The 26,922-nt window shown below is 59.5% G+C and carries 26 protein-coding genes and 1 tRNA gene; 13 read left to right on the top strand and 14 right to left on the bottom strand.

Annotated elements, in window-relative coordinates:
- Positions 1–125 precede the first annotated feature (125 nt).
- Positions 126–641, bottom strand: coding sequence for a hypothetical protein (locus C6366_RS01355; protein ID WP_107735541.1), 516 nt, complete (start codon positions 639–641; stop codon positions 126–128).
- 187 nt (positions 642–828) lie between these two features.
- Between C6366_RS01355 and C6366_RS01350 the strand changes: the two genes are divergently transcribed.
- From C6366_RS01350 to C6366_RS01340, 3 genes are all read left to right on the top strand, one after another.
- A complete protein-coding gene (locus tag C6366_RS01350) occupies positions 829–1,821 on the top strand; it encodes a YafY family protein (RefSeq protein WP_107735540.1) in 993 nt (330 codons plus the stop codon).
- Between the two features lie 302 nt (positions 1,822–2,123).
- The gene (locus C6366_RS01345; protein WP_107735564.1) at positions 2,124–3,137 is read left to right on the top strand and encodes a DUF933 domain-containing protein; all 1,014 of its coding nucleotides are present in this window, start codon (positions 2,124–2,126) and stop codon (positions 3,135–3,137) included.
- A gap of 31 nt (positions 3,138–3,168) precedes the next feature.
- Entirely contained in the window at positions 3,169–3,945 is a 777-nt protein-coding gene (locus C6366_RS01340) for an RNA methyltransferase (RefSeq protein ID WP_107735539.1), read from the top strand.
- Between the two features lie 47 nt (positions 3,946–3,992).
- Here the strand turns inward: C6366_RS01340 and C6366_RS01335 are convergent, their stop codons facing one another.
- Positions 3,993–4,547, bottom strand: a complete 555-nt coding sequence (locus C6366_RS01335) for a C40 family peptidase (protein ID WP_107735538.1) — start codon at positions 4,545–4,547, stop codon at positions 3,993–3,995.
- A gap of 145 nt (positions 4,548–4,692) precedes the next feature.
- Between C6366_RS01335 and C6366_RS01330 the strand changes: the two genes are divergently transcribed.
- Complete coding sequence (locus C6366_RS01330; RefSeq protein WP_146164737.1) at positions 4,693–5,106, top strand: NfeD family protein; 414 nt, start codon at positions 4,693–4,695, stop codon at positions 5,104–5,106.
- Between the two features lie 28 nt (positions 5,107–5,134).
- Here the strand turns inward: C6366_RS01330 and C6366_RS01325 are convergent, their stop codons facing one another.
- From C6366_RS01325 to C6366_RS01270, 12 genes are all read right to left on the bottom strand, one after another.
- Positions 5,135–5,563: a hypothetical protein gene (locus C6366_RS01325; protein WP_107735536.1), complete on the bottom strand. Its 429-nt coding sequence runs from the start codon at positions 5,561–5,563 to the stop codon at positions 5,135–5,137.
- Between the two features lie 202 nt (positions 5,564–5,765).
- The gene (pnp, locus tag C6366_RS01320; protein ID WP_107735535.1) at positions 5,766–7,985 is read right to left on the bottom strand and encodes a polyribonucleotide nucleotidyltransferase; all 2,220 of its coding nucleotides are present in this window, start codon (positions 7,983–7,985) and stop codon (positions 5,766–5,768) included.
- An 88-nt stretch (positions 7,986–8,073) separates the two neighbouring features.
- On the bottom strand, positions 8,074–8,343 hold the full coding sequence (rpsO, locus tag C6366_RS01315; protein WP_028572360.1) for a 30S ribosomal protein S15: 270 nt from the start codon (positions 8,341–8,343) through the stop codon (positions 8,074–8,076).
- Between the two features lie 81 nt (positions 8,344–8,424).
- Positions 8,425–9,369 (bottom strand): tRNA pseudouridine(55) synthase TruB, encoded by a 945-nt coding sequence (truB, locus tag C6366_RS01310; protein ID WP_107735534.1) that lies wholly within the window; start codon positions 9,367–9,369, stop codon positions 8,425–8,427.
- Positions 9,370–9,401: 32 nt separating this feature from the next.
- Positions 9,402–10,418 carry a bifunctional oligoribonuclease/PAP phosphatase NrnA gene (locus C6366_RS01305; RefSeq protein ID WP_107735533.1) on the bottom strand — a complete coding sequence of 339 codons (1,017 nt, stop codon included), beginning with the start codon at positions 10,416–10,418 and terminating at the stop codon, positions 9,402–9,404.
- Complete coding sequence (gene rbfA, locus C6366_RS01300; protein WP_199221389.1) at positions 10,396–10,737, bottom strand: 30S ribosome-binding factor RbfA; 342 nt, start codon at positions 10,735–10,737, stop codon at positions 10,396–10,398. The genes C6366_RS01305 and rbfA overlap by 23 nt, the downstream gene beginning before the upstream one ends.
- Positions 10,731–11,069 (bottom strand): DUF503 domain-containing protein, encoded by a 339-nt coding sequence (locus C6366_RS01295; RefSeq protein WP_107735531.1) that lies wholly within the window; start codon positions 11,067–11,069, stop codon positions 10,731–10,733. The genes rbfA and C6366_RS01295 overlap by 7 nt, the downstream gene beginning before the upstream one ends.
- A 138-nt stretch (positions 11,070–11,207) precedes the next feature.
- A complete protein-coding gene (gene infB, locus C6366_RS01290) occupies positions 11,208–14,150 on the bottom strand; it encodes a translation initiation factor IF-2 (RefSeq protein ID WP_107735530.1) in 2,943 nt (980 codons plus the stop codon).
- Positions 14,140–14,451, bottom strand: coding sequence for a YlxR family protein (locus C6366_RS20605; protein WP_107735529.1), 312 nt, complete (start codon positions 14,449–14,451; stop codon positions 14,140–14,142). Before C6366_RS20605 ends, infB begins: the two co-directional genes overlap by 11 nt.
- Positions 14,438–15,940, bottom strand: coding sequence for a transcription termination factor NusA (nusA, locus tag C6366_RS01280; protein WP_107735528.1), 1,503 nt, complete (start codon positions 15,938–15,940; stop codon positions 14,438–14,440). The genes C6366_RS20605 and nusA overlap by 14 nt, the downstream gene beginning before the upstream one ends.
- A gap of 114 nt (positions 15,941–16,054) precedes the next feature.
- A complete protein-coding gene (rimP, locus tag C6366_RS01275) occupies positions 16,055–16,474 on the bottom strand; it encodes a ribosome maturation factor RimP (RefSeq protein WP_158269588.1) in 420 nt (139 codons plus the stop codon).
- Between the two features lie 173 nt (positions 16,475–16,647).
- Positions 16,648–16,723: transfer RNA gene (locus C6366_RS01270), tRNA-Gly, on the bottom strand.
- Between the two features lie 108 nt (positions 16,724–16,831).
- Here C6366_RS01270 and flgF point away from each other — a divergent pair.
- The 9 genes from flgF (at position 16,832) to flgL (ending at position 26,918) form a co-directional block, all read left to right on the top strand.
- Positions 16,832–17,608 (top strand): flagellar basal-body rod protein FlgF, encoded by a 777-nt coding sequence (gene flgF / locus C6366_RS01265; protein WP_158269587.1) that lies wholly within the window; start codon positions 16,832–16,834, stop codon positions 17,606–17,608.
- Positions 17,609–17,649: 41 nt separating this feature from the next.
- Entirely contained in the window at positions 17,650–18,432 is a 783-nt protein-coding gene (flgG, locus tag C6366_RS01260; RefSeq protein ID WP_107735525.1) for a flagellar basal-body rod protein FlgG, read from the top strand.
- 48 nt (positions 18,433–18,480) lie between these two features.
- Positions 18,481–19,464 carry a flagellar basal body P-ring formation chaperone FlgA gene (gene flgA, locus C6366_RS01255; RefSeq protein ID WP_107735524.1) on the top strand — a complete coding sequence of 328 codons (984 nt, stop codon included), beginning with the start codon at positions 18,481–18,483 and terminating at the stop codon, positions 19,462–19,464.
- A gap of 109 nt (positions 19,465–19,573) precedes the next feature.
- Positions 19,574–20,269: a flagellar basal body L-ring protein FlgH gene (locus tag C6366_RS01250; protein ID WP_107735563.1), complete on the top strand. Its 696-nt coding sequence runs from the start codon at positions 19,574–19,576 to the stop codon at positions 20,267–20,269.
- Positions 20,270–20,513: 244 nt separating this feature from the next.
- Positions 20,514–21,590, top strand: a complete 1,077-nt coding sequence (locus C6366_RS01245; protein ID WP_233248354.1) for a flagellar basal body P-ring protein FlgI — start codon at positions 20,514–20,516, stop codon at positions 21,588–21,590.
- Positions 21,591–22,754, top strand: a complete 1,164-nt coding sequence (locus tag C6366_RS01240; RefSeq protein ID WP_107735522.1) for a peptidoglycan DD-metalloendopeptidase family protein — start codon at positions 21,591–21,593, stop codon at positions 22,752–22,754.
- Between the two features lie 68 nt (positions 22,755–22,822).
- A complete protein-coding gene (locus C6366_RS01235) occupies positions 22,823–23,302 on the top strand; it encodes a flagellar protein FlgN (protein ID WP_158269586.1) in 480 nt (159 codons plus the stop codon).
- Positions 23,303–23,311: 9 nt separating this feature from the next.
- Positions 23,312–25,390: a flagellar hook-associated protein FlgK gene (gene flgK / locus C6366_RS01230; protein WP_107735520.1), complete on the top strand. Its 2,079-nt coding sequence runs from the start codon at positions 23,312–23,314 to the stop codon at positions 25,388–25,390.
- A 28-nt stretch (positions 25,391–25,418) separates the two neighbouring features.
- Positions 25,419–26,918, top strand: coding sequence for a flagellar hook-associated protein FlgL (gene flgL, locus C6366_RS01225; protein ID WP_107735519.1), 1,500 nt, complete (start codon positions 25,419–25,421; stop codon positions 26,916–26,918).
- The last annotated feature ends 4 nt before the right edge of the window (positions 26,919–26,922 follow it).

Below are 26,922 nucleotides of genomic sequence, written 5' to 3'. Positions count from 1 at the left end.
CTTTCTCAGGACACTTATTTGTCGCCTTTTCAGCTCAACTGCTTCGGTTCGCCCCCTTCAGCAGGCCTGCCAGGGGCAACGCTGGGGGCTGGTCGCATAATTGGCGCTGACTTTTTGCAGGGACATCAGTTGTCTGCATGTGAAGCTGATTCGTCAACAATCCCCTCTACCCACGAAAACCGTTTTGTCCTTACAGGTAGTTGGGGCTTGCGCGGGGGGTATTTTTCACGCATGCGGAGCAGAACGTGCCAAAACTCCGGGAATGAGGCAAGTGACCCGCGAATAATTGACGTACATTTGATGCATATGCCTGTAAACTTGTTCACACCGGAGCCCGAGGAGCCATGAGCACTGAGGACGTATACTTTTCCTTGGCATTTCGGACAAGTGGCTATCATTTTTTGCTCTTGCCAAAGCATGAGCAGGACTCCGAGAGGAATCCGCCAGTAAAATCCGACCATGAGGCCGAGGTATGCCGCATCAGAGGTAATGTTGAAATATTCAGGGCGGGATAGAATGAAATCGGTATTTTCGATGAACAGCCCAAGGTGCTCCCTGATCAGTTCCAGTTCGCGTTCCCGTTTTTGGGCGATTTTCCGGAAGTACTCGTCACGTTCGTGATGTTGACTCTTGTTGGGCATGTCTTTGAACCTCCTCCTTGCGGAGAGTGAAGCGCGGTTACGAATCGTTCCGGTGATTGAATTTCCGGCGGAAGTCGCAAGCGAGCGGAGCATTGCTTTTACCGTCCCGCTGTTCTGATCCGCCGCCGTCCAAGCCCTTGTGACACAGGGGTGTGTCATATCTGGTCACAAAAAAAATGGAGATGAAATGCGCGGGAAGATTTTGCTGAACCTACTCAACGCCATTGAGCTTCTGAGCAGGCCGCAAGGGGCGACCATCCAAGAAATTGGGGAAAGCCTCGGCCTGCAACGGCGCAGCGTCTACAGGCTGCTGGCCGCGATCCAGGATCTCGGTTTTCCCGTTTACGACGCCAAGGGCGAGGCTGGTGCGACAAAGCAATGGAAAATGTTGGATGATTACGTTGTCCGCCTGCCGAACATAACCTTGCCCAAGGTGGAGCTGACGCCCTCCGAGGCGATGGCCATTCAGTTCATGGCCGCAGACAACCGGCTGCCCAGAGCGCCCGTATTACGCCGGAATCTGGATCAAGCCTTGGCCAAGCTCTCGTTACTTCTGCCCCGAAACGTTTCGGATTCATTACGCAGGTTCTCGGAAACAAGTTTCGTCGTCTCGAAATTGACAAAGGACTACAGCCAGAAAGAAGTGATCCTTGATGACCTGACGGAAGCCATGTTGACTTCAAGGATGTGCGAGGTGGACTACCACGCCTACAGCACCGACCAGACAAAAACCTATGCCATGGAACCGCTCAGCATATGTGAACATGACGGAGGGCTATATCTGTTTGTGCGTATATCGCGGTACGAGGAAATCCGATTGCTGGCCGTGGAAAGGATTCGTGGCCTGCGTATTCTTGAATCATCGTTTGACTATCCTGACGACTTTGATCCTCAAGAGCGCCTGAAGACCGCTTTTGGCGTTTATTTTGACGACCCGGTTGAGATCACGATTCGATTCAGTCCAGAAGTCGCCAAATATGTTGTGGATCGCAAATGGTCGGGAGAGCAGCGTGTGACAATGCTTAATAACGGAGGCGTGGAGTTGTGGATGCGTACCTCGGGAAAGACGGAGGTTCTGCGGTGGGTATTGGGCTTCGGCCCGAACGCCGAGGTGCTTGCACCAGCGGAACTTCGAAATGAGGTCAAGGTGCTGCTCAAGAAAGCCTTGCAACATTACTGAGAAAGATCGCTGTCAACAGGGTACTACCAACAAAGGTGTTGGGAAATTGACAAAAATTGTAACTGCTCAACTCCAACGGAACCCGTTCAATGCAAGCACAACTGCTTGATGGCGGTTCCAAACGTGACGCGCAGGCTCGGGTCTTCCATGGAATTGGCCCGAACCAACAGCTGTCGTTCACCACTCTCTTCACCTTGCTCATGGGATAATCCTGCCTTTGCCCGCGAGGAACAGGCAATCTTTGACAATCCTCCCGGATGGCCCTAATCCGCATCTGCATCGCAACCACTTGGGAGTCATTCATGAAAACTGCATTGATAGGATTTGCCGGGGCGGGCAAGAGCGAACTGTTCGCGGCCCTGGCCGGAGCGGCGGCCGTGCCCTCCGGGCGGGCCATGGTCAAGGTTCCTGAACCACGCCTGACGCCCCTGGCCGAACTGTATAAACCGCCCAAAATCACCTTCACGGAAATCGAGCTGCTGGACCTGCCCGGAGCAGCCGGGGCCAAAGGCGGGGGCCTGGGCGACCGGGTGCTCAACGAAGTCCGCCCTTACGACTGTCTGCTCGCGCTCCTGGACGGATTTTCCGGCGCGGCCGAGCCTCTGGACCAGCTTCAGGCCATGGAGGCGGACTTTTTGATCGCCGATCTGGCCGTGGTGGAAAAACGCCTGGAACGCATCGCCCAGGACAAGAAAAAAACCAAGCTTCTCCACGATCCGGAAGAAGAAGCGGCCCTGTTGCAGGCCAAGGAACACCTGGACCGAGAACGCCCCTTGCGGGAAAACGAAACCCTGTTGGCCCTGCCCAAACTGCGCGGCTTCCGCTTCCTGTCGGCCAAGCCCGTGCTCTGGGCCTGGAACGTGGGCGAAGACAAGCTGGCCGACGTCACGGTTCCCGAAGCCGGTCCCGGGATGGTGCACATCGCCGTTTCCGCCCGCCTGGAGCGGGAACTGGCCGAACTGCAGGACGACGAGGAACGCAACGCCTTCATGCAAGACCTGGGCATGAAACACTCGGCCCTGGATCTGGTGGTGGGGGGAGTATACAATTTGCTCGGCTTGATCACCTTTCTTACCGCCGGAGAGAAGGAAGTCCGGGCCTGGCCACTGCGGGCCGGTCAGCCGGCCCAGGAAGCCGCCGGGGTGATCCACTCGGACATTCAACGCGGCTTTATCCGGGCCGAAGTGCTGGGCTGGGAGGACTTTCTGGCCTGCAAGACCTTCAAGACCGCCAAGGAACGCGGCCTGCTGCGCCTGGAGGGCAAGGAATACGTTGTCCGTGACGGGGACATCATTGAGTTCCGGTTCAACGTCTAGCCGGTTCAACGTCTAGCCGCTTCTCCGCCCCATGCCATCCGCGCACGATCCCGCGGTAGCCCTGCTCCGTCAGCGCCTGGCCGTGGCCCTGTTTCGCCCCAAGTTCGCTGAAAACGTGGGTTCCACGGCCAGGGCCTGCTTGAACATGGGCTGTGAGCGGATTCTGCTGGTGGCCCCTCGGAACTACGCGCCGGAGCTGGCCAGGCCGCTGGCAACGGGCCCCGCCGACCCGCTCCTGGATCAGGCGCGGGTCTTCGCGGACCTATCCTCGGCCGTGGCCCCGTTCACCCAGGTTTACGGCACCACGGCCCGCCTGGGCGGTCGGCGCGCGACCCTGCTCACCCCGGCCCAGGCCGCCCGTCAAATCGTCGACCAAATGCTGGAAGGCCATGACGTGGCTCTGCTTTTCGGACCTGAAGATCGCGGTCTGACCAACGCCGAGATCGACCGCTGCACCCACCTGATCTCCATTCCCACGGCCACGCCCAACGTCTCCTTGAACCTGGCCCAGGCCGTCCTGCTGATCCTCTACGAATGTCTCCAAGCCGCCCGAAGCGCACCGTCGCCGACCCCAAAACCCCTCCAAGCCGACTTCGTGGACCATGCCGAACAGGAAGCATTATTTGCGGCCCTACGGCATCTGCTGACGACGATCGACTTCCTCCCCAAGACGAACCCGGATTATGGGATGCTCAGGCTGCGCCGGCTCTGGCATCGTCTGGGAATGCGACGGAGCGAGTACGCTTTGCTGATGGGAATTTGCCGCCAGATGCAGTGGGCCTTGGGAAACAAAAAGAGAGATGAGTAAAGACGGAGGAAGAGAGAGAACTCGCGGAGCAGACGGGCGGGGCGACGTCAGAGAACCCGGCGTACGGCGATCAGGCGTTGTTGCCAGTATCTGTCGAACAGACTTTCCTCGCGCACCCGCTGGCCCGGCCTCGGACTGTGGATAAAGGTTCCCCGGCCGGTGGCAATGCCCACATGGTATGCCCCACGACTGCCGATCCGGAAAAAGACCAAATCTCCGCCCTGAAGCTGATTATAAGGGACCGCGCTCCCCACCCGGGACTGGTCCCGCGCCGTGCGAGGAAGGTTCAGTCCATGCTTGCCGTAGACCCAGACCACGAGCCCGGAACAATCAAAACCACGGGTGGGGGACGTTCCTCCTCGGGCATAGGGCCGTCCGTTCTTGTTCAAGGCGGCCTGGACCACGGACTCGGCCACGCTGCCGGGAATGGCGGGTCGCGGCGGCGGATGCTTAGCCCCGCAACCAACCAAGGTGGCCAGGAAGACAAGCGGCAAAAGCAGGACCACGAGCCTGGAAAGACTTGCCCTGATGTTCAGGCGGGCCAGGAGAGCGAAAGATTCTGACGCCGCGGAAGCGATCTTGGAAATGGCGGAATTCCTCATGCGTTGGGGCGTTGATTACGGCATTTCCCAATTCAAGGCAAACCCGCGAGAGCCGACTTGAGTTTGCCGCGTTCGTCTTCTAACTTCCCCTTCGTTGGCCGAAAAAGCTTCGGCCTTGCCAAACACGGTCAAACATCGCGCCACCATGGAACACTGCCGAAGCAATCCCGCCTGGAGCAGAAAAACGCTGCTCCGATACGCCTTGTTCCAGGTTCCGGGCATCATCCTGGTCGGGGTCGTTTTGTGGGTGCTGCACGCGCTCCTGGGCGTCTCCACAAGGATTGCCTGGACGCTCCTGCTGCTCTGGTTGGCCAAGGACGCCCTGATGTTCTTTTTCGTCTGGCCGGCCTACCAGGGGAGTGAAGGCGACGGCTGGTATTCCTTGATAGGTCTGCGGGGCGAAGTCCGTCGTCCGCTCCGGCCCGAAGGCTACATTCGCATCCGCGGAGTGCTCTGGAAGGCCAAGGCCGAGGACGAAACCGCGGAGATCCTTCCAGGAACGCAGGTCGACGTGGTGGGCCGGGACGGTATTCAACTCATCGTCCGCACCAGGCCATAGTTCCCTCCACCCATCCGTGCCACAGTGATTACGGCGTGCACCACTCCGCTTCTTGCGCGTCCATAAAGGCCAAAACCCGGCCCTCACGCAGAAAGTAGCAGTACTCCACCGGCACGTAGGCTTGGCGCTGATCATCCTTGAGGCTCATCCGCACCAGACCGACAAATCCTGCCAGGTTCACTTCCTGGATCGGGGCCACGCCCTCTGAAGGAGGCTGGACCACGATATTGCGCAGAACCCGGTCTCCGGGATAGGCGTCCGCGATGTGCTCGATGACGATGTCGCGAAAAGCCGTCGGGAACGGACCAGGGTCCGCATGCTCCGGGTCGGCGGTCAAGGAAGCGTGTCGCGATCCGGATTGCGATCCGTGCTTTGTTCCGGGAACGCAGGCCAAAAGCCCTCCAAGCAGGATGGACAGGAGTACGGAGACGGATACGGCGAAGCGAAAAGCGGGCATGGGGAACCTCCCGAAACAATATGGTTGAAGGAGACATGGAAAATCCGCCTCGGGCCGACGTTCTCGCGCCGACGCGGCATATTGCCCATACGCAACACCTCCAGCAAGAGCAATCATCCACCAATGAAAAAAGGCGCATGACGCGCCTTTTTTCGATCCTGACCGGTGCTTGCACCGTCAAGTTGCCATTACGTCAAAGCGGCTACCGACGACCGCGATCGCGGTCACCGCGACCCCGGTCATCCCGGCCCCGGCCGCTGTCCCGGCGCGGGCCGCCAGAAGGTCGGGCCGCGGAGGCCATGTCGAAGACTTCACCGCGCTCTTCCATGATCACGGCCTTGCGGGACATACGGACTCGTCCCGAGGGCTCCACCTCGATCACCTTGACCTTCAGTTCCTGACCGAGCTGGACCACGTCCGCCACCTGCTCCACCCGGGCCGTATCCAGCTGGGAAACGTGGACCAGGCCTTCCACGCCGGGCAGGATCTCCACCACCGCGCCAAACTCGATGATTTTCTTGACCCGACCGGTGTAGTCCTTGCCGATTTCCGGAACCTGATTGTAGAACATGACCATTTCCACGGCCATGTCCAGGGCGTCTTTGGTCGGAGCAAAGATGGATATCTTTCCGGAATCGTCGATATCCACGGAAGCTCCCGTGGCCGCGGTGATGGCCTTGACGGTCTTGCCGCCGGGGCCGATGACCTCGCGGATCTTTTCCGGATTGATGTGCACCACGCTGAGCTGCGGGGCGTAGGGCGAAAGCTCCGTTCGAGGCTTGTCCAGCACGGCGTTCATTTCCTTGAGAATATGCAGCCGGGCGTCACGGGCCTGCTCCAAGGCTCTGCTGAGCACGTCCGTGGGAATTCCGGCGATCTTGATGTCCATCTGGATCGCGGTGATGCCCTCGACGGTCCCGGCAACCTTGAAGTCCATGTCTCCAAGATGGTCCTCGGCTCCGAGGATGTCCGTCAGAACCAGGTAATCCTCGCCTTCCTTGATCAAGCCCATGGCAATCCCGGCCACGGCTTCCGAAATGGGCACGCCGGCGTCCATCAGGGCCAGGGACGCGCCGCAAACCGTGGCCATGGACGACGAGCCGTTGCTCTCCATGACCTCGGAAACGATGCGCAGGGTGAACGGATAATCCTCGGGCTGAGGCAGGACTGGGGTCAGTGCGCGCTCGGCCAGCTGGCCATGGCCGATCTCCCGGCGGCTGGGGCCGCGCAGCATCCGAGCCTCGCCAACGCAATAGGGCGGGAAATTGTAGTGCAGCATGAACCGCTTGGTGCTCCCCCCGGCCAGAGTGTCCAGACGCTGTTCGTCACGGGTGCTGCCCATGGTGGCCACGGCCAGGGCCTTGGTCTCGCCGCGGGTGAACAGGGCAGAACCGTGGGTTCTGGGCAGCAGGCCGACCTGGATGTCGATGGGGCGCACCGTGGTCAGGTCCCGACCGTCCAGGCGTTTGTGCTCGCGGTGAATCCGAGCGCGCATCACCTCTTTCTCTAGAACTTCCATGATCTCGTCCACCTGGGAGCCCACGGCCTGGATGTCCACGCCTTTTTCCACCAGGGCTTGAACCACTTCCTGATGAACGGCCTTCTGGGCTTCCTTGCGCGCGGCCTTCACCGGAATCTGCAGTGCGACTTCCAGTTTGCCCTGGGCCAAATCGCGGACCATGAAGGTCAGGTCCGGGGCGATGATGGTCAGTTTGGGTGCGATCTTGGGCTTGCCGATCTTTTCCCGGAACTCGTCCTGCAGGTCCAGCAGGGGAATGACCTGCTGCTGACCCCATTCCAGGGCACTGGCGATCAGGGATTCCGGAACAAAGCTCGCCCCGGCTTCCACCATGACCACGGCGTCGCGAGAGGCGGCCATGATCAAATTTAAGGTGCTTTCCGTCAAATCCTTGAAGCTGGGATTCAGCACGAACTCGCCGTTGATGCAGCCGACCCTGATCCCGGCGATGGGACCCAGGAAGGGAATCCGGGAGATGTGCAGAGCCGCGGATGCACCGGTGAGCGCCAGGACGTCCGGGTCGTTGTCCGGGTCTGCCGACAAAACCGTGGCGATGACCTGGATTTCCATGGGAAATTTTTTCGGGAACATAGGCCGGATGGGTCGGTCGATGACCCGAGAGACCAGGGTTTCCCGGTCGCTGGGGCGGCCGATCTCTCGCCGGAAAAAGTTTCCGGGAATCTGGCCCGCAGCATAGGACATTTCCTGATAATTCACAGTCAGGGGCAGGAAGGAAACTTCGCGGTCCAGGGCCTGGGCCACGGCCGTGACCAGCACGACGGTATCGCCGCACTGCACCCAGACGGCACCGTCGGCCTGATTGGCCATTCTCCCCGTTTCAATGATGAATTCCTTGCCGTTCAGGTTCGTCGACAGGCGTGTGCAGTTCATGAGATCATTCATAATACGTAGACATATCCTTGGCTGAAAATAAGTGAACGGAGCCCCGGCAAGGCGATGGCCGCCGGGGCTCCAAAGGCATGCGCGAAAACTACTTGCGCAGTTTGAGTCGTTCGATCAGATCGCGGTAACGCTGAACGTCCTTCTTCTTGAGATAGTTCAGCAGCCCCCTGCGCTTCCCGACCAGCTTCAACAGGCCGGTCCGGGAGTGAAAGTCCTTTTTGTGGGTCTTGAAATGCCCGGTCAATTCGTTGATACGGTGGGTCAACAGAGCCACCTGCACCTCGGGCGAACCGGTGTCGCCCTCCTTCAACCGGTACTCCTCGATCACCTTGGCTTTATCTTCGATACTCATGACCACAGCGGATTCCTCCTTGGTTGTCCCCTTCGGGAAATGATTCGGGTCCCGGAAGCGACGTACGTTCGGCTCCGGGTCCTGGGGCTAAAACAAGCCGCGCAGGATGGTCCATTGCAACACGCCGTCCGCTTCGCGCATCTCGACCAGAGCCAGGGGGTGTTCCTGGTCATCCAAGAACAGGGCCCGCGCACCCGGAGCCGGAGACTCCGCACTGTGAGGGCCATTGCCGGAAAAATTCCCGGGCAATCTTCCGCCATGGCGGACGATCCGGGATTGCTCCGGAGAAAGGACATGTTTCGGGAAATGCGGCAAGGCTTCCCGCAACGCGATCACTTTCCCCGAAAACGCCTCCGATTCATCCAGCACGTCCTGGAGACCATGGGCCTGGTCAAGGGCGAAGGGATGGCTGCGCTCCCGGATCAACTCTTCCAGCACGGCCCCGCAGTGCAGTCGTTTCCCCAGGCTGTGGACCAGGGAACGGATATAGGTGCCGGCGGAACACTCCACCCGGAAGCGCACCAGGGGGAGGTCAATGGAAAGAACCTCCGCCTGAAAAATTTGAATAGGTTTTCGTTTCACCGGGACGTCTCGCCCGGATCGGCTCAAGGCATACAAGGGCTTACCCTGATGCTTGGCCGCGGAGTAGGGCGGTACTTCCTGTTCGATGAGGCCCGCCCACTCCAAAATCGCGGCGTTTACCCGTTGGGCATTCGCCTCCGTGGGGTCAGTGGTACTCAAAACCTTCCCCAAAACATCGTAGGTATCGGTTTCAATGCCCAAACGCAACACGCCCTGGTACTGCTTGCGGCCTTCAGTCAGATAGGAGGCGATTTTAGTGGCTTGGCCCAAAAGGACCAGCAGGACTCCCTGGGCCAACGGATCCAGAGTCCCGGCGTGGCCGATCTTACGCTGCCCCAGGGTGCGCTTGATCCGTTCCAGGCACTGGGTGGACGAGGGGCCGGAGGGCTTGTCCAGGACCAGTACGCCATGGGCCTGGTCCGGCTTTTTGGGTCGATCCTCAGAATCCATTCGCTCAACGGGCTCCATGCGGCGCGTGGACGTCACGACGCGGCGGAAGGATTTTTATCCGCCAGGGCAAGATACTCGCGGGTCATCCGCACCAGAAGCGATTCCGCGTCTTCCAGGCTGTGATGCAGCTCCCCGCCGGCGGCGTTCTTATGTCCGCCGCCGCCCACTGAGGAGGCGATCTCCTCCACGTCCGTGTCACCCGTGGAGCGCAGGCTGAATTTGATTTTGCGGGGGCCGTCCTCACGCAGGCTGACCGCGATGCGCACGCCCTTGACCCGTCGGATGTAGTCCACCATGTCATCGCAGTCCTCGACGGTGGCTTGTCGTTCCTCGCGAAAGGCCTTGGGAATGGAAATCACCCCGATCCGCCCGTCGTCGAACAATCTGGCCCGACTCAGCACGTCTCCCATCAACTTCAAACGGTTCATCCGCCACTGATTCTGCAGCAAGGCATTGAACCGCGCCAGGTTCAGCCCCTGGCGGATAATGGTCGCGGCCAGTTCCAGCACCTTGGGAACGGTGTTCTCGTAACTGAAGGACCCCGTATCCGTGACCAGAGCCAGATAGACCGCCTCCCCCAGTGGGCCCTTCAAGGGGAAGCCCAGTTCCTGGGCCAGGTAGCCGATCATTTCTCCCACGGAGGACCGATCCGGTTCCACCAGGTTCACCGCTCCGAAATCCCGGTTGCTGACGTGATGATCAATGTTGACCGTTCGCTCCAGAGGTAGCCGCGCGGCCAAATCCTTGCCCACGCGCTTGGAGTCCCCGCAGTCCAGCAGAATGTACCAGCGGGGCTCCCAGTCCGGATGAGCTTGCTGCAAGGGTTGGGAGAAACGCAACCAGGAGAACCGGTCCGGCACCGGGGATTCGTTGTACAGCCAGTAGGTCTTGCCCAAGGCTTCCAGCAACCACCCCAAAGCCACGGTGGAGCCCAAAGCGTCCCCGTCCGGGTTGTTGTGCCCGGCCACCAGAAATTTGTCGCCTTCGCGCAACAAGCGCAACACGCGGGCCCAGCTGTCCGTCGTACTAGCTTTGATGGCGGCCGTCATACACCATGTCCTCCAAAAAGATATCCCGCTCGAAGCGCAGTTCCGGGGTGGAACGCAGATTCAGACGCTTGCCCAGCAAAGTACGCAGAAATCCCTTGGCCTTGCTCAGGGAAACGGCGATCTCCTCCAGCCGGACCGGGTCGTCGGTGCAGGTGAAGAACACCTTGGCGATGCTCAGGTCGGAATTCAACCGCACCCCGCTGATGGTGACCAGTTCCAGCCGAGGGTCCTGGATCTCCTCCTGGAGCAATTGAGCCAGTTCCCGCTGGATCATGTCCGCGAGGCGAATCGATCGCCGGGACGGACCTCGCATTACCATGAGCCTCCTTCCAGCAGGTCCGCGCGGAGATCTCCGGGGTCCTGCGTTGATCGAAATATTTCAGTGTTGCCCTGGACGAACTCCACCGGCGCGGCGGCCTCGGCCAGGGACATGGCCTTGTGCAGCCGACTTTCAACCCGGGCCGCGTCGTTGGAAACGGAGACCGCCGCGAGAATCAGCCGTTCATGATCGTCCATGGCCTCCACTTCGGACACGGCGAGATTGAACTTGTTGCGCAGTTTCTGTTTCAGACTTTGGGCCACCTTACGCTTGCCCTTGAGAGAGTCGTTCCCGTGCAGCCGGAACTCCAACCGCAGGACACCGATGATCATCAGGGGTTCAATGGTTCACGGTTGAAAGCAATGAGCAAGGTCGTGAGGGGACGCAGTGTCCACTCATGCCACTCCAGACTCTCCAATTCAAGCAGGGCCCCAACCGTTGAACCCTGAACCGTGAACCGCTGAACCCTCTCACAACGTCGCCGCCTCGGAGACTTCCTCGAAGGCTTCAATCACGTCGCCGACCTTGATGTCGTTGAAGTTGGCCAGTCCAACGCCGCATTCGAAGCCCTTGAGCACTTCCTTGGTGTCTTCCTTGAAGCGTTTCAGCGAGCTGAGCTTGCCGGTGTAGATCACCACGCCCTCGCGCAGCAGACGAATCTTGGCGTTGCGCAGCAGCTTGCCGTCCATCACCGCGCACCCGGCCACCGTGCCGATCTTGGGCACGCTGAAGGTCTGGCGAACTTCGGCCTGACCCAGATAGGACTCCCGGATGATCGGCGAGAGCATTCCGGTCATGGCGTCCCGGATGTCGTTCACCAAGTTGTAGATGATGTCGTAGAAGCGGATTTCCACGCTCTCGGACTCGGCCACTTCCTTGACCTTGGCCACGGGCCGGACATTGAAGCCGATCACGATGGCCGAAGAGGCCGTGGCCAGCATGACGTCGGATTCGGTGATTGCCCCGGCTCCGGCGTGGACGATCCGCACCCGGACCTCGTCCGTGGACAGCTTGAGCAGGGACTCGGAGACCGCCTCGGCGGACCCCTGCACGTCAGTCTTGATGACCAGATTCAGGATCTTGACCTCGCCGGCCGCCTTGGAGGCCAGGAAGCTGTCCAGGGTGACCTTGGTGGCCTTGGCCAGGGCCTTCTCGCGCTCCTTGGTCATGCGGGACTGGGCGATCCGGCGGGCGATCTTTTCATCCGCCACCACCACGAATTCGTCACCGGACTCGGCCAGGCCGTCGAAGCCCTGGACCTCCACCGGGAAGGCCGGACCGGCTTCCTTGATCTTCTTGCCCTTGTCGTCGAACATCGCCCGGACCTTGCCCTGGTACAGACCGCAGACAAAGACGTCCCCGTCGCGCAAGGTTCCTTCCTGGATCAACACCGTGGCCACCGGACCACGACCTTTGTCCAGCCGGGCTTCCACGATCCGCCCTCGGGCTCGCTTTGTCGGGTTGGCTTTGAGATCCAGAACCTCGGCCTGGAGCAGGACCATTTCCAGCAGTTCATCCAGACCGATGCGCTGTTTGGCCGAGACGTTGGCGAAAATCGTGTCCCCGCCCCAGGCTTCTGCCAGAAGCCCCATCTCGCTCAGCTCACGGATCACCCGTTCAGGGTTGGCGTCTTCCTTGTCGATCTTGTTCACGGCCACTACGATGGGCACCCCGGCGGCCTTGGCATGGTTCACGGCTTCCTTGGTCTGTTCCATCACGCCGTCGTCCGCGGCCACCACCAGAATGACCAAGTCCGTGACCTGGGCCCCTCGGGCACGCATGGCCGTGAAGGCTTCGTGGCCGGGCGTGTCCAGAAAGGTCACCGCACCGCGATTGGTCTCCACGTGATACGCGCCGATATGCTGAGTGATCCCCCCGGCCTCGCCCTTGGTCACGTTGGTCTGGCGAATTGCATCCAGCAAAGAGGTCTTGCCGTGGTCCACGTGGCCCATGATGGTCACAACCGGAGAACGCGCCGCGAGATCTTCCGGCTTGTCCTCTTCACGGATGTGGGTAAACCCTTCTTCCATGAACCCGACCTGCTCCACCTCGTAACCGAACTCCGCGGCCACCAGAGTTGCCGTATCCATGTCGATGGACTGGTTGATGGTGGTCATCACGCCCATGGAGAACAGGGTCTTGATGATCTCCTGAGCCTTGAGCCCCATCTGCTTGGCCATCTCCGAAACCCGGATAGCCTCTTCCATGCGGATCTTGCGCTTGGCGGCCTTGAGCGGCTGGGTTCCGGCCTGGACGGCCTGACCTTCGCCTTCGTGACGGAATTTGGGACGCGACCGTTTGGCCCGGAATTTACCGCCGGTCCGATCTTGAACCGGGGTGGTTCTCTTCTTCTTCCAGGACGGATCGGCGCGAACCTGCTCTCCGAGCACCGTGGGCTGGGTGATCTCCACGGTGCGTTTGCCCTTTTTCTTCTTTTTACGATCCGAGGCGCTATCGCCCTGCGCACCGGCATCCGCCCCGGCCCGAGCAGGCGTTTCCGCGGTGCCGGGCGTCCGTACCGGAGTGGGGGTGTAGGGCTTGCTTTCGGGCTTATAGGAAAAGTCGGGCTTGGCTTCGGGCTTGGCTTCGGGCTTGGAAATGATCCGAACCTGCGGTCCTGTCTGAACCAATGGCTCACGTTTCCGTGGCTTACGTTTCTTCGCCTTCTCTCCAGCGGCTTCCAATGCCGCCGCATCGGACTCTTCACCAATGGCCGCGTCGGCGGGAGCCGCAACTTCCGCGTCACCAGCCTTTGCGCTGACCGCCGATTCCTCAGCGGTCGCGGGCACGGCATCATCCTCGGGCGCAACCACCGCACCAGAAACAGCCGGCTTACCCGGCACATCCCGTGTGTCCGAGTCTTCCTGCGTGCCTGAGACATCCGGCTCAACACGCGCCTGGATATCTTCGGATACGACCGCAGTGAGGACATCCTCGCCGACATCTTCCGCGTCCGGGACAACCGGTTCTTTGGACGTGCCGATAACCCGTGCCGGAGGAGCGTCCACGGTCTTTTTCCCAGCCCGACGTTTGGCCGGAGCAGCGGCTTCGTCCGCATCCTCAGCTTGCTCCGCCGCTCCCGTGACCGCATCCAGCACTGAACCATCCGTTCCTTCGGGAGTCGAGGCATCCTCGGGCTGATCCCCGGAGGCGTCCGAAGCTTCCTGGGCATCCGGCTTGGCGACCTTCCGTCGCCGCCGCAAAATGACCCCGGGTTGAATCTCCCGCTGCTGAACATCGACGGGGGCGTCCTTGCGCTGCATTTTCTCTCGAACCTGGGCGGCCTCCTCATCGGAGATGCTGCTGACATGGCTTTTCACCGGGATGTCCAGCTCACGCAAGACTTGCAACAATTCCTTATTGCTGACCCCAAGTTCAGAAGACAATTCCATAATGCGTATCTTATTGGCCATGCATTTCTCCCTTGCACCGCTTCCGACGTTTCCCTGTCGACGTCAATTTATCCAAACATGATGATTGATTGCATACGTAAAACCCCCGTCCGGGCAATTGCTGACGGAGGTCAACGAGAGGCCCTCGTTCAGAGTCGTGCACGAAACGCCGCAACTCGATCTTGGGAGCCTTCCGGCGGCAGACGACGCACGTCCGTGTGGGCGCGTGCCCAGCGTGTCGTCTCGGCTGGGCTTTGAATGGTTCCCTCAAAGGCTCTCCGGGTAGACCTTTGCCCGGCCCGTGGGACTCATTCTCGGACACGCTCCGCCTCGGGGTCCGCGCTTATGTCCGTTTCTCCGGCCAAAACGCCTTCAGCCTTTTCGGCTAAACCCGTTTCCGTCTCTTCGTTCGCCTCAACGGCTTCCTCAATGTTGTCCTTGAACTCGCTCCCGGCCTCGCTCCCAACCCCGCTTTCGGGCTCGTCGAGATCACGATCCACGGCTTCAGCCGACTCCGTAACGGAGTCCGTGGCCTCTTCGTCGCCCTCGCCGTCCTCGCTCTCATCGTCTTCAGGGCGTTCGATCAAGCCAAGAAAATTGATGGCCGAACGGATGTCGGCGACCCTGGCCTCGTCCAGGCCCTGAATCGTCAACAGTTGCTCGTCGTCGGCTTCGGCCACTGCCGTGGGGCTGTTGAAGCCCGCGGCCAGAAAGGCTTCCAGAGGCACCTCGGCCACGCTGACCAACTGCTCCAGCCCCTGCCGACCCTTGTACATGGTTCCGTAGCGGCTCTCCGTAAAGATATCGATCTTCCACCCTAACAGTTTGGCCGCAAGCTTGACGTTCTGGCCTTTGCGCCCGATGGCCAGGGTGAGCTGATCATCCGGGACCACGACCTCCAAAACGCCGTCTTCCTCGTCCACGGTGATCCGGGAAATCCTGGCCGGAGACAACGCGTTCACCGCGTAGGTGGTGATTTCCGGGCTCCAGACGATGATGTCGATCCGCTCGCCGCGCAATTCCTGGACGATGTTCTGGATCCGCGAGCCGCGGACCCCGACGCAGGCGCCCACCGGATCGATATCCCGATCCGTGGACATCACCGCCACCTTGGCCCGGCTGCCCGGGTCCCTGGCCACACCCATGATCCGTACGAATCCATCCGCCACTTCCGGCACCTCGCGATTGAAGAGCACCGTTAAATAGTCCGGATGGGAGCGGGAAACAATAATCTGCGGGCCCCGCCCTTCCTTGCGCACATCGTAGAGCAACGCCTGAATTTGATCGCCGCGCCGGAAACGCTCCTTGGGAATCTGTTCTTCCTTAGGCAGGAGGGCCTCGGTTCGGCCGAGATTGATGATCCATCCGGAACGATCCCGGCGCTGGATGGACCCGCTGACGATTTCCCGCTTGCGGTCCTTGTACTCCTCGTAAATGATTTCCTGTTCCGCTTCCCGCATCCGCTGGATAATGACCTGCTTGGCGGACTGAGCGGCGATCCGACCCAGGTCCTCCACTTTCAGTTCGAAACCGAGTTCGTCCTCCAACTGAACATTGGGGTCGTGATGCTTGGCGTCCTCAAGCAGAATCTCGCTGACCGGATCGACGATTTTCTCCACCACCCGCTTGAACTGATAGACGTCGAAGCCGCCCTTCTCCTCGTTGAAGGTGACCTCGATATCCACATCCTCGCCCAATTTTTTGGTCACCGAGGACCGCACGGCCCGCTCCAGGGTGTCAATGAGAAGATCCTTGTGGATTCCTCTGTCTTTGCTGATTTGCTCAATGGCCTTGCGCAGTTCGGCGCTCATCTCGTCCTCCAGGATAATATCAGGGCCGGGGCCGTTTCGCGCCTCCGGCCGGCAACAACTATCATTGTTTTCGGTAATCTTTCATATGTTTCGAAACCATGCGGCGATTTCGGGTCAAAACGCATGGACCAAATGAATCTTCTTTATTTGGTCCCAATCCAACGCAACCGAGGCACCGTTTTCCACAAGCGTGACCGTCGAGCCGTCCACCGCTGACAGCTCGCCGCGATAGGATTTGCATCCTTCCAGTGGCTCATGGAGTTGGGCCTGCACGGTCCGCCCAAGGTAGCCTTGGAGTTGTTCCGGCTTGAAAAACCGACGCTCCAGGCCGGGCGAGGAGACCTCCAAATTAAAGGCGCCGGGAAGTCGCTCGTCGATTTCCAGAGCAGGGCCAAGCTGTCGGCTGACCATGGCGCACTGGTCGATGGTCGCTCCGCTCTCGGCGTCGATATAGATGCGGATCAACGCCTTGCGGCCCAGGGGCAGATACTCCAAGCCCCAAAGATCCAGACCGAGGCCGTGAACAACTGGCAAGACCAATAACTCGAGATGGCGAAGGATTTCTTCCGATCGGGCACGGGAAGAAGGGGGAGAAGTCTGCATGGCTGTCTGAAAATCCAAAAAAAAAGTGGACCACATGGCCCACCCCGTTCGTCGTCTCTGCTGTGCGGCTGGGCCGCAACCGATCAGGATGCTGCGAAAAAAGATGGAGCGGGCGACGGGAGTCGAACCCGCGACACCAAGCTTGGGAAGCTTGTACTCTACCAGCTGAGCTACGCCCGCCCGCGAAACGCAGTGGTTCATATGCTCAAGGGCTCAGAACTTGTCAAGCGTCCAGATCAGAAAAAGTGGCTTGGAATTTGCTTGAACCCCAATTCAGGAGGATTCACGATGCAGACCAGTATGTACAACGCCCTGTTCGGCGCCCTGACCCAGGAGCACCGCTTGGCCAACACCGCCAATAATTTGGCGAACGTGAACACCACGGGCTACAAGCGTGAAACCATGGCCTTTCGGGACGTCTTCATCCGTTTCGGCCACGGCATGCTGGACCCTATTTCCGCCATCAATGAAAAATCGCTGCTGCCCGTCCCGGACGATCTGGCTCAGAACCGGATCGCCCTGACCCATATCGACTTCGCCCAAGGATCGGCCAAGGAGACCGGCAATCCTTTAGATGTGGCGCTTCAAGGCGAAGGCTTCTTCAAAGTCCGCACGTTGGAGGGAGATTTCTACACCCGAAACGGCAACTTCCGCCTGACCCCGGGCGGCGAACTGGTCACGGGGCAAGGCTTCCCCGTGCTCGTGGACGGCGGCCCCGTGAACCTGGAGCCCAACACCCGGATCGTCATCGGTCCCGATGGAGCAATCCAGGCCAATGGCGAGCCGGTGGGCAACTTTGACCTGGTGACCTTCGAAAATCCACAGGTCCTGGAAAAACTGGGCCAAAACATGTTCCGCCTCCGCCCCGGCGTCCAGGCCGCTGAACTGCCCGCGGACAACGCCACAGTGCTCCAGGGCTATCTGGAGGGAGCGAACGTGGAGGTGGTCCGCGAGATGGTCAATATGATCGAGGCCCAGCGCAGTTTCGAAGCCTACCAGAAGGTGATGCATACGGCCCAGGAAGCGGACCAAAAGGTCATCCGGGAAGTGGCCTCGCCCAGATAGTTTAGTGATGATGCAATGAAGGAAAATGGAGGAATACGCCAATGATGCGCTCCCTATGGACGGCGGCCTCGGGTATGCAGGCCATGCAGATGAACATCGACGTGACGTCCAACAACCTGGCCAACGTCAGCACCACGGGTTTCAAGAAAAGCCGAGCCGAATTCGAAGATTTGATGTACCAGACCATGAAGATCGCCGGCGCGGCCAATGCCGCCGGAGATCGTATCCCCACCGGACTTCAGGTGGGCATGGGGGTTCGCCCCGTGACCGTGCACAAGGAATTCACCACCGGGTCCTTCCAGAACACCGGCAACCCCTTGGATCTGGCCATTGAAGGCGATGGTTTTTTTCAGGTCGATGTGAACGGCGACTTCGCCTACACCCGGGCCGGGGCCTTCAAATTGACCAACGAAGGTCAGGTGGTCACGGCCAACGGCTACGCCCTGCAACCGGAGTTCATCGTGCCCCAGGAAACCCAGAACATCGTGGTCACGGAAAACGGACGCATCGTGGCCATGGACAAATTCGGCGAGGAACTGGCCGGGGCGGACATCCCGCTGTTCACCTTCGTCAACCCTCCCGGTCTGAACAGCATTGGTCGGAATATGTTCCTGCCCACCGAGGCCTCGGGGGACCCCATCGAGGGAGTTCCCGGCGAGGAAAACGTCGGCACCATCGCCCAAGGCTTTCTGGAAGGTTCCAATGTGGACATGGTCGAGGAGATGGTTCGGCTGATCACCGGCCAGCGGGCCTATGAAATCAATTCCAAGGCCATCCAGACCTCCGACCAAATGCTTCAGACCGCCACGCAACTCAAGCGGTAATTGAATGAAGGTTGAAGGTGGGAAGGTATAAGTTGAAACGGTGTCCTGGTGAAAACTGATCTCTTTCGTCTTTCTTTGCTGCTGGCGTTGTGCCTCGTGGTCAGCCTGACGCTCCTTGCCGAACAGGGCTCGGCCCAGCGCGGCTACTGGCATTATTTGATCCAGCCCGTGGCCGCGGTCCAGGGTGAGGTAGTCCGGTTTGGAGACATCGCCGTGCCGCTGACGGATCATGGCCGCGCCCAGTGGGCGAACCTCGCCGACCGACCCATGTGGCCCGCCCCGGACAGCGGCAAAACCATGACCTTTTCTCAAGACCGCCTGGCCGGCATGCTTCGGCAGTACGTCGGCCACGCCGCCGCTTCCACGCGCATCCCGGGCCAGGTCGTGATCCAAGGGGGGGGGCAGGTGGTGCTGGAGGAAGAGTTGCGGTCCCGCGTCGTCACTTTTTTGACCCCGAAGGTCCGCTTGCTGGGAGAAGAAATCACCGTTCGCGACTTTCGACTACCGAGCCATATTTTTCTGCCGCATATCCAGGACACCCTGGAACTGGAGTTGGCAGCGGACCCGCAACCCGGACGCAACAGTCTGCGTTTTTTGGTCCGCTCCGTGGACGAACGGATCGCCCGCCGCCTCACCGGCACGGTCTTTCTGGACGTCTGGCAAACCGTGCCCACGGCAGGACGCCCATTGAACCGGGGAAATTCCTTGGCCCTGGACGATATCACCTTCCAACGCAAGAACTTGGCCTATCTGAGGGAACAGGTCTGGGACGGAACCGGCGGGCCGTGGCAGATTCGCTCCCCAGTGGGCATGGACCAGGTCATCTACCTATCCGCCCTGGAACCCTTGCCCGCAGTGCGCCGCGGAGAAGTGATCACGCTGGTCTATGAAGGCGAGATGGTCCGGTTACAGATCCAAGTTCAGGCCCTCCAGGACGGAGCCATCGGGGAAACAATCACGGTGCGAAACTTGCAAAACAATAATGAAGTCCTGGCCCGGATCCGGGATTACGAAACCGTGGTGGTCAGGTGAGCCGATTCGTGACCGTGTACGCTCCCGAGATGGTGAACCGGCCAAAGCAAGAGAACACGAGGATAAAACGATGACCTACAGTAGACTCTCCACACATCCAGCCGTGCTCATGATCCTGGCAATGGTCCTCGCCCTGAACGGCTTCGCCTGTGCCCCGGCCAGGACCCAAAGCATGCCGAGTCCGATCCTGACCCAAACCGTGGACTACCCTCAACCGGCCGAACTCAATCCCGGTTCACTGTTCAATCCGGCCAGCGCGGAGCTACTCTTCGCGGACAACCGGGCCAGACGGGTGGGTGACATCGTCCGGATCAAAATCGTGGAGGAAAGCAAGGCCACGAACAAGGCCACCACGGACACCTCCAGGGATTCATCAATCAGCATGGGCATCGAGCATTTGCTGGACCAGCGGCTGGTCAACCTGGGCTTGCCCGTTTTGGGCATTGATCGCGGCCAGTTCGGAGAGGGCGAATTGATCGCTGCCAAGACGTCCAACTCTTTCAAGGGCGACGGGGAAACCAAACGCGAATCCACCATCACGGCCACTGTCGGCGCACGGGTGATCAAGATGCTTCCCAACGGCCTGATGCAGGTGGAAGGAGCCCGGGAAACTCGTGTGAACAACGAAACCCAGATCATCGTGGTCCGCGGGCTGGTCCGCTCCACGGACATCGACCCGGACAACACCATCCTCTCCACGCACATGGCCGACGCGACCATCGAACTCTACGGCATGGGCGTTCTGGCGGACAAGCAGCGGCCCGGATGGCTGACTCGGATACTGGACAACGTCTGGCCGTTTTAGGGTACATAAACGACGTCAGTTTTATAATCAGTGTCGAAATCGCAATCGCAATCGAAATCGATGTTGCCAAGGTTTGTTGCAGTACTTTTTGATCAAAATTATTTCGATTTAGATCCCGATTTCGATTTAGATTTCGGCTCCGACCACGGTACGCGCAAGACAAGACCTTTGCCCTGGCGGCAATCTGGAGGAAAATTGTATGTGGAAGAGTAACTTCAAGACTTCAGCCATGCTGGTTCTCGCCATGGGCTTCTTGTTCTCGCTGATGGGAAGCAACCTCGCCCAGGCCAGCGTCCGGATCAAGGATATAGCTACCGTGGCCGGCGACCGTACCAATCAGTTGGTGGGTTACGGACTGGTGGTCGGCCTGTCCGGCACCGGCGACCGCCGGGGCGCGGAGTTCACCATCCAGTCCATGTCCAACATGCTGGAACGGATGGGGGTCCGGGTGGACCGCTCCAAGCTGCGGGTGCGCAACGTGGCGGCGGTGATGGTCACCACCCAGATGCCGGTTTCGTCCCGAGCCGGGTCCAGCCTGGACATCTCCGTATCCTCGGTGGGCGATGCATCCAGCCTGCTGGGCGGCGTCCTGCTGATGACTCCGCTGCGCGGTGTGGACGGCCAGGTCTACGCCCTGGCCCAGGGTCCATTGCTTCTGGGCGGCTTCAGCGCCGGTGGCGAAGCGGCCCAGGCCCAGAAAAACATCACCACCGTGGGCCTGATCCCCAACGGGGCCACGGTGGAACGCTCCGTGCCCTTCCAGTTCAATGAGCAGCACAACGTGGTTCTGCATCTCCAGACAAAGGACTTTTCCACCGCGGTTCAGGTGGTGGACCGGATCAACGCCAACTTCGGAACACCCCTGGCCCGGGCCATGGACGTTTCCACCATCGAAGTGGACATTCCGGACATGTACCAGGGCAATCTGGTTCCCTTCATCGCGGCTCTGGAGGGCCTGCCCATCACGCCGGACTCACGGGCCCGTGTCGTGGTGGATGAAAAGACCGGCACCGTGGTCGTGGGCCAGAACGTTCGCCTGTCCAAGGTCGCCGTGGCCCACGGCAATCTGCACATCGTCGTGGCTGAGCGTCCGGAGGTGGTCCAGCCTCAGCCCTTTTCCCTGGGTCAGACCGCCGTGGTTCCGCGCACTGAGTTGGGCATTCGCGAGGAAGACCGCCGCCTGACCCTGCTGGAAGGCGCCACCCTGCAAGACTTGGTTAATGGTCTCAACGCCATCGGCGCGACCCCCCGCGACCTGATCTCCATCCTGCGCACCCTGAAGTCGGCCGGAGCGCTGCACGCGGACGTGGAGGTAATCTAAATGATCAGCCTGCCGGATACGAACACCCTGCTGCTCGGTCACGGGCAAAACGATGTTCACCGGCGTTTCGACGCTCTCCGTGGACTGCGCTCCGGAGCGTCCCCCGAGGCTGCCCAGATGAACGCCCCCCATGGCGACCAGCAAAGCACGGCTGACGCGAAGCACGAGAGCAAACTGCGGGAGGCCAGCCAGGACTTCGAAGCCATGTTTCTGCACCAGTTGATCAAGCAGATGCGGGCCACGGTCCCGCATCACGACCCGCTACGGGGCAAGGGCGAAGAATTCTGGCAGTCCCATTTCGACATGGAAATGGCCTCTGTCCTGTCCCGAAGCGGCGGCATCGGCCTGGGGGACATGATCTTCGAGCAACTTCGACAAACCCAGGTTCAGGCCACCAGGGACAGCGACCCGGTGGGCAAGCCCATGCCCTTGACCATTCTTGCGCCAACCCCGAATTCCACCACCGACATCACCGCCTCGGAAGACGATCCGGAAGCCTCCCTGGCCGCAACCTATCCCCAAGTGGCCGCATCCCAAGGGCCGTTCGCGACTCCCCCGGGCCGCGCCCAAGCCTCCTCCTTCGACGCCGTAAGCATCCCCGGGACAACCAGCACCATGAGCATGGTTCGCTCCCTTGCCCGTTCCATTGAGGAACGCGGCGGTGTGGTCCCCGAGCACCCTGGGTCTGTAAACGACCCGAGCCCAATCGGGAACATCGATTCGCCCTCTCCGATCCTGCCCCCCATGCAATGGCCCCTTGAAGGCCGGGTCAGCTCTGGGTTCGGCTGGCGTCGGGATCCCTTTACCGGAGAGCAAGCCTGGCACTCCGGCGTGGACATGGTCGCCCCCAAAGGAGCGCCCATCGGCGCGGCCTGGGACGGCCGGGTGGTCTTCGTGGGCCAACGCGGCGGATACGGAAACATGGTAGTCCTGGAACATTCCGGAGGATGGCGCTCCTATTACGCCCACAACGACCAAAACTCCGTCAAGGTCGGGGACAAGGTCCAGGCCGGACAGCAGATCGCCACAGTGGGCTCCACCGGCCGCTCCACCGGCCCCCACCTGCACTTCGAGGTCCGCCAGGGGGCCACGGCCTGGAATCCAAAACAGATCCGGGATCGTCTGGAGGCCGGGTTGCACATCGGTAAACAGGATTCGGCCTAATTTTTGTATATATCGAGGGTATGCCGGCCCCCCCGGAAAAATTTGCATTCAACCCTGCGAGGTCGATCATGTCCCGAGCCATACTGCAAAATCTGCATCGTCAAAAACAGGCGCTCTTTCTCCTGTCCCACCTCCTGGACGAGGAGTTTCAGCACCTGAGCAAGAGCGATCCCCAAGCCGTGGCCTCAGTGGAATTTTCCATCCAGGAACTGCTACGCCAGATCGCCGACGAACGCCGCGAACTCAAGTGCGCCATCCATCAGATCGACCCTGCCCTGCCGGGCATTCGTGACCTGCCGCTGATCCTCGACGAATCCATCCGAGACCAAGTCCGGGACACCCTCCGCCAAATCGACGTCCAGGAGCAGGACTGCGCCCGGAAAGCCGCCCAGAATGCCGTGACCACCCGCGGCCTGATGGACCAGAACCAGGCCCTCCTGGATTACCTGACCAACGAAATCCGGCCCAAGAACGGACACACCTATTCCCAGCGCGGCAGATGGCTGCACCCTGGCGACACTGGCGCCCTGCTCAAGGGCAGACTGTAGGATCTTCCCATGACCGTAGGCGTCAACTCACTCCTGAACACCGGCAAGGGCGCGCTCCTGGCCTTCCAGGCCGCCATTCACGTCACCGGCGAGAACATCGCCAACGTGAATACCCCGGGTTACAGTCGGCGTACCGTTCGTCTGGAGGAAAACCCGAGCATCGATTATCGCCCAGGGCAAATCGGAACGGGCGTGACCGCCAAGGAAGTCATCCGCCATTACGACTACTTCATCGAGCGCCAGTACCTGGACAAGTCCTCCACCATGCACCGCTGGAATTCCCTGCACGCGAACCTGCGTCAGGTGGAGCTGCTGTTCAACGAGTCCATCGGCGACGGCCTGAACGACGTGATGGCCAAGTTTTGGGCGGACTGGCAGAACGTCTCCCTGCGCCCGGACGACATGGCCTCTCGCGGCCAGCTCACCAGCACGGCCCAAAACATGACCCAGATCATCAATCAATTGGAACGCGACCTGGGTCTGTTCCAGCGCCAGATGGACGACTTCATCCGGCAGGACGTGAACCGGGCCAACGAATTGCTCCGGGAAATAGCCGTGATTAACAGCAAGATCACGGTCCACGACATCCCCGGACAGAACAACGCCAACGCTCTCCTGGACAAACGCGACTCCATGGTCCGCGAACTCGCCGGCCTCCTGGACATCCAGACCCAGGACAAGGGCAACGGCGAATTCTTCGTCATGACCACGGCAGGGCATACGTTGGTGGACGGGCAAAATTTCTTTGAGTTGAAGTTTGAGGGGGCGCAAGCATTTAAATCTCTTGCTGTAGGTTCTTCATACACCGGAACGAATAATATTCAATTTTCTGGCACCTCAGAACGTGAATACCTTGTTGAAGTACTGAGTGGCGGTAATGCTGATGGCGGTGCCACTTACAGGGTCTCGCTGGATGGTGGAGTCACTTGGCTCAAGGATGACAATGGAGTTCAACGAGAGTTCACCACTCAACTGCAAACAAACAAGGTAACCATCGAAGGCCTTGATATTTGGTTTGATGCCGGAGATTTAAGCGCTGGGGACAAGTTCACCATCGTGCCCAAAAGCGGATTGTATTGGTACGAAAATACGTCTTCAAAAATGAACATCACTCCCCAGATCCATTTCAACGGGGAGGACAACCGCCGAAGAATCACCGGCGGTTCCCTGACCGGCTACTTCAATTTCCGAGACGACTATATCGGCAACTTCCGGGAAAAACTGGATACGCTCGCCTCAACCATGGCCTGGGAAGTGAACCGGATACACAGCCAAGGGGCTGGGCTGGAAAAATTTGGACAAGTGTTGGGAACGCATGGGGTTTCAAATCAAACAGAGCCTTTGAGCAGTTTGTCTTCTGGTTTGTTTTATGGAGATAAGCTTCAGCAAGGCAATTTAACCGTTTGGGTTTATGACTCGGCGGGAGTACCTTTGCCCCAACAGCTCACCTTTGCAGGGGGCGCTTCACCTCCCAACTTCGACCCCGCTACCCACAACCTCGCAGACGTTGAGGCTGCATTCGACGGATTGACGGGAATTGATGCTGAAATTGTCGACAACCGTTTATGGATTACGGCTACTAACGGCAATTCCTTCGCCTTCGGCTCCGACTCCACCGGCCTCCTGGCGGCCCTAGGCATCAACACGTTCTTTGACGGTACGGACGCGCGCGGCTTAAGCATAAACCAGGATGTTTTCAATAATCTTTCGCTGATCAATGTCGGGCACGTCAATGGCGCCGGGGAAATCAACAACGGAGACAATGAAACGGCCAAGGCCATCGCGGCCCTTCAGTACGAAAAAGTCAATTTCAGAACAACCTTCCAGGGAAAAACCTCGCAAACCCTGCAAAGTTTTTACGGTTCCCTGGTCGGCGATGTCGGGGCGGCCACGAGCAACGCCAGTTTTAACTATAGTTTCAACAAGGCCCTGTCCGACGATCTGCGAAACCGTCAGGAAGAAATTTCCGGCGTGAATCTGGACGAGGAAATGAGCAGCCTGATCAAATTTCAGCATTCCTATAGCGCCGCTGCCAAGCTCATCTCCACGGCGGACCAGATGTTTCAGACCATCTTAGCCATGAAGTAGACGTAACGTCGGCAAGGAGCAAAGCCTCATGCGTGTCAGCCATCGAAATATCTACGCAAACGTGCTCAGCTACATGAACCGGTCGCTTTCGAGCCTGGTCGAGCTGAACCTGCAGGCTTCCAGCCAGAAAAAGATCAACCGTCCCTCGGATGATCCTATCGGCATGTCCCGGGTACTCTCTTACCGGGATTCCATGGCCTCCATGGCCCAGTATCGGAAAAACATTGACACGGCCCAGGGCTGGAACAGCCTGGCCGATGAAAACCTGATTCAGGTCAACGTGGTCATTACCCGACTCAAGGAGCTTGCCCAACAAGCCGCGACGGGCACGTTGTCGGCGGACAACCGGGAACAGATCTCCTTTGAGGCCCGCCAGCTTTACAGCCAACTGATCACACTTTCCAACGCATCATATGAAGGCAAATACATCTACTCCGGCCATAAAACCGACACGGCAGCGTTTCGGGAAGCTTTGTTCGCGCAAAGCAACGGGAATGGAACACTGGATGGAAATATTCTGAGCGTGGAAGGAGGCACATCGGGGACCGTACTTGTTCAATTTCTTGATGATGGAGGCCTCTCCTCTGCGCCACCACCAGCCTTCAGGTATTCCAACGACGGAGGGAAATCCTGGAACAATGGCACGTACGATCCAGCTCCGCCATTGAACACACAGGTTCTTCTCATGGGAGGTGTTCGGGTTACGGTTAACAATACTGCAAATGTAGTCGCCACTGATATCGCTAATGATGACAACGACACATCCGGTTCTTGGCTCTGGGTTCGACCAACGGCAGTTTATCAGGGGGATGACGAAAACAGCATCGCGGTGGAACATTTCGGTTCCACCCCGGGGCTCAATCCGGAGGCAGCCGGGGTCTTCAAAACAAACGTCAATATTCGCATCGACTCGAATGACGGTACGAACATCGGCTTCTCCTACAGCACTGACGGAGGGCGTAGCTGGACGGAGGGGAATACGGCTCCAGTAGGTACCCCGTCCTTACCGGTTCCCGGTGGTTTTTTGAACCTCGCCACCAATCCCGTCCCGGGCGATCAATTCGTCATCCGCCCCAACCGTGCCCTGATGCATGTCGAGATATCCCAGAACGAAACCATCCAAATCAACAATATCGGCAAAGATGTATTCGGCGGGCTGTACAACAGTCAGCCGGTGGAGCTGCGCGGCAAGCTGTCCAACAATCTTTTTGAAACCGTCGGCAAACTGATCGGGTATCTGGAGACGAACACCCAGCAAGGTGCTCAGGAGGCCCTGGACGACCTGACCGACGTGCAGAGTCACATCTCCACCTATCTTGCCGGGGTCGGAGCGCGGCGGAATCGGTTGGATATCACGAACAACATCCTGTACGGATTGCAGTTGAATGCGACTGAACGCAAAAGCAGCATCGAAGACGTGGACATTGCCGAGTTGATGACCCAGATGCACATGCAGCAGATCACCTACGAGGCCGTGTTGAAATCCTCCACCACAATCATGCGAATGAGCCTGGTCAATTTCATGTAGGCAT

This window comes from Desulfonatronum sp. SC1 (assembly GCF_003046795.1).
Classification (GTDB): Bacteria; Desulfobacterota; Desulfovibrionia; order Desulfovibrionales; family Desulfonatronaceae; genus Desulfonatronum.
The sequence above is the reverse complement of the archived record's forward strand: the minus strand, read 5'-3'. Positions and strand labels throughout refer to the sequence as shown.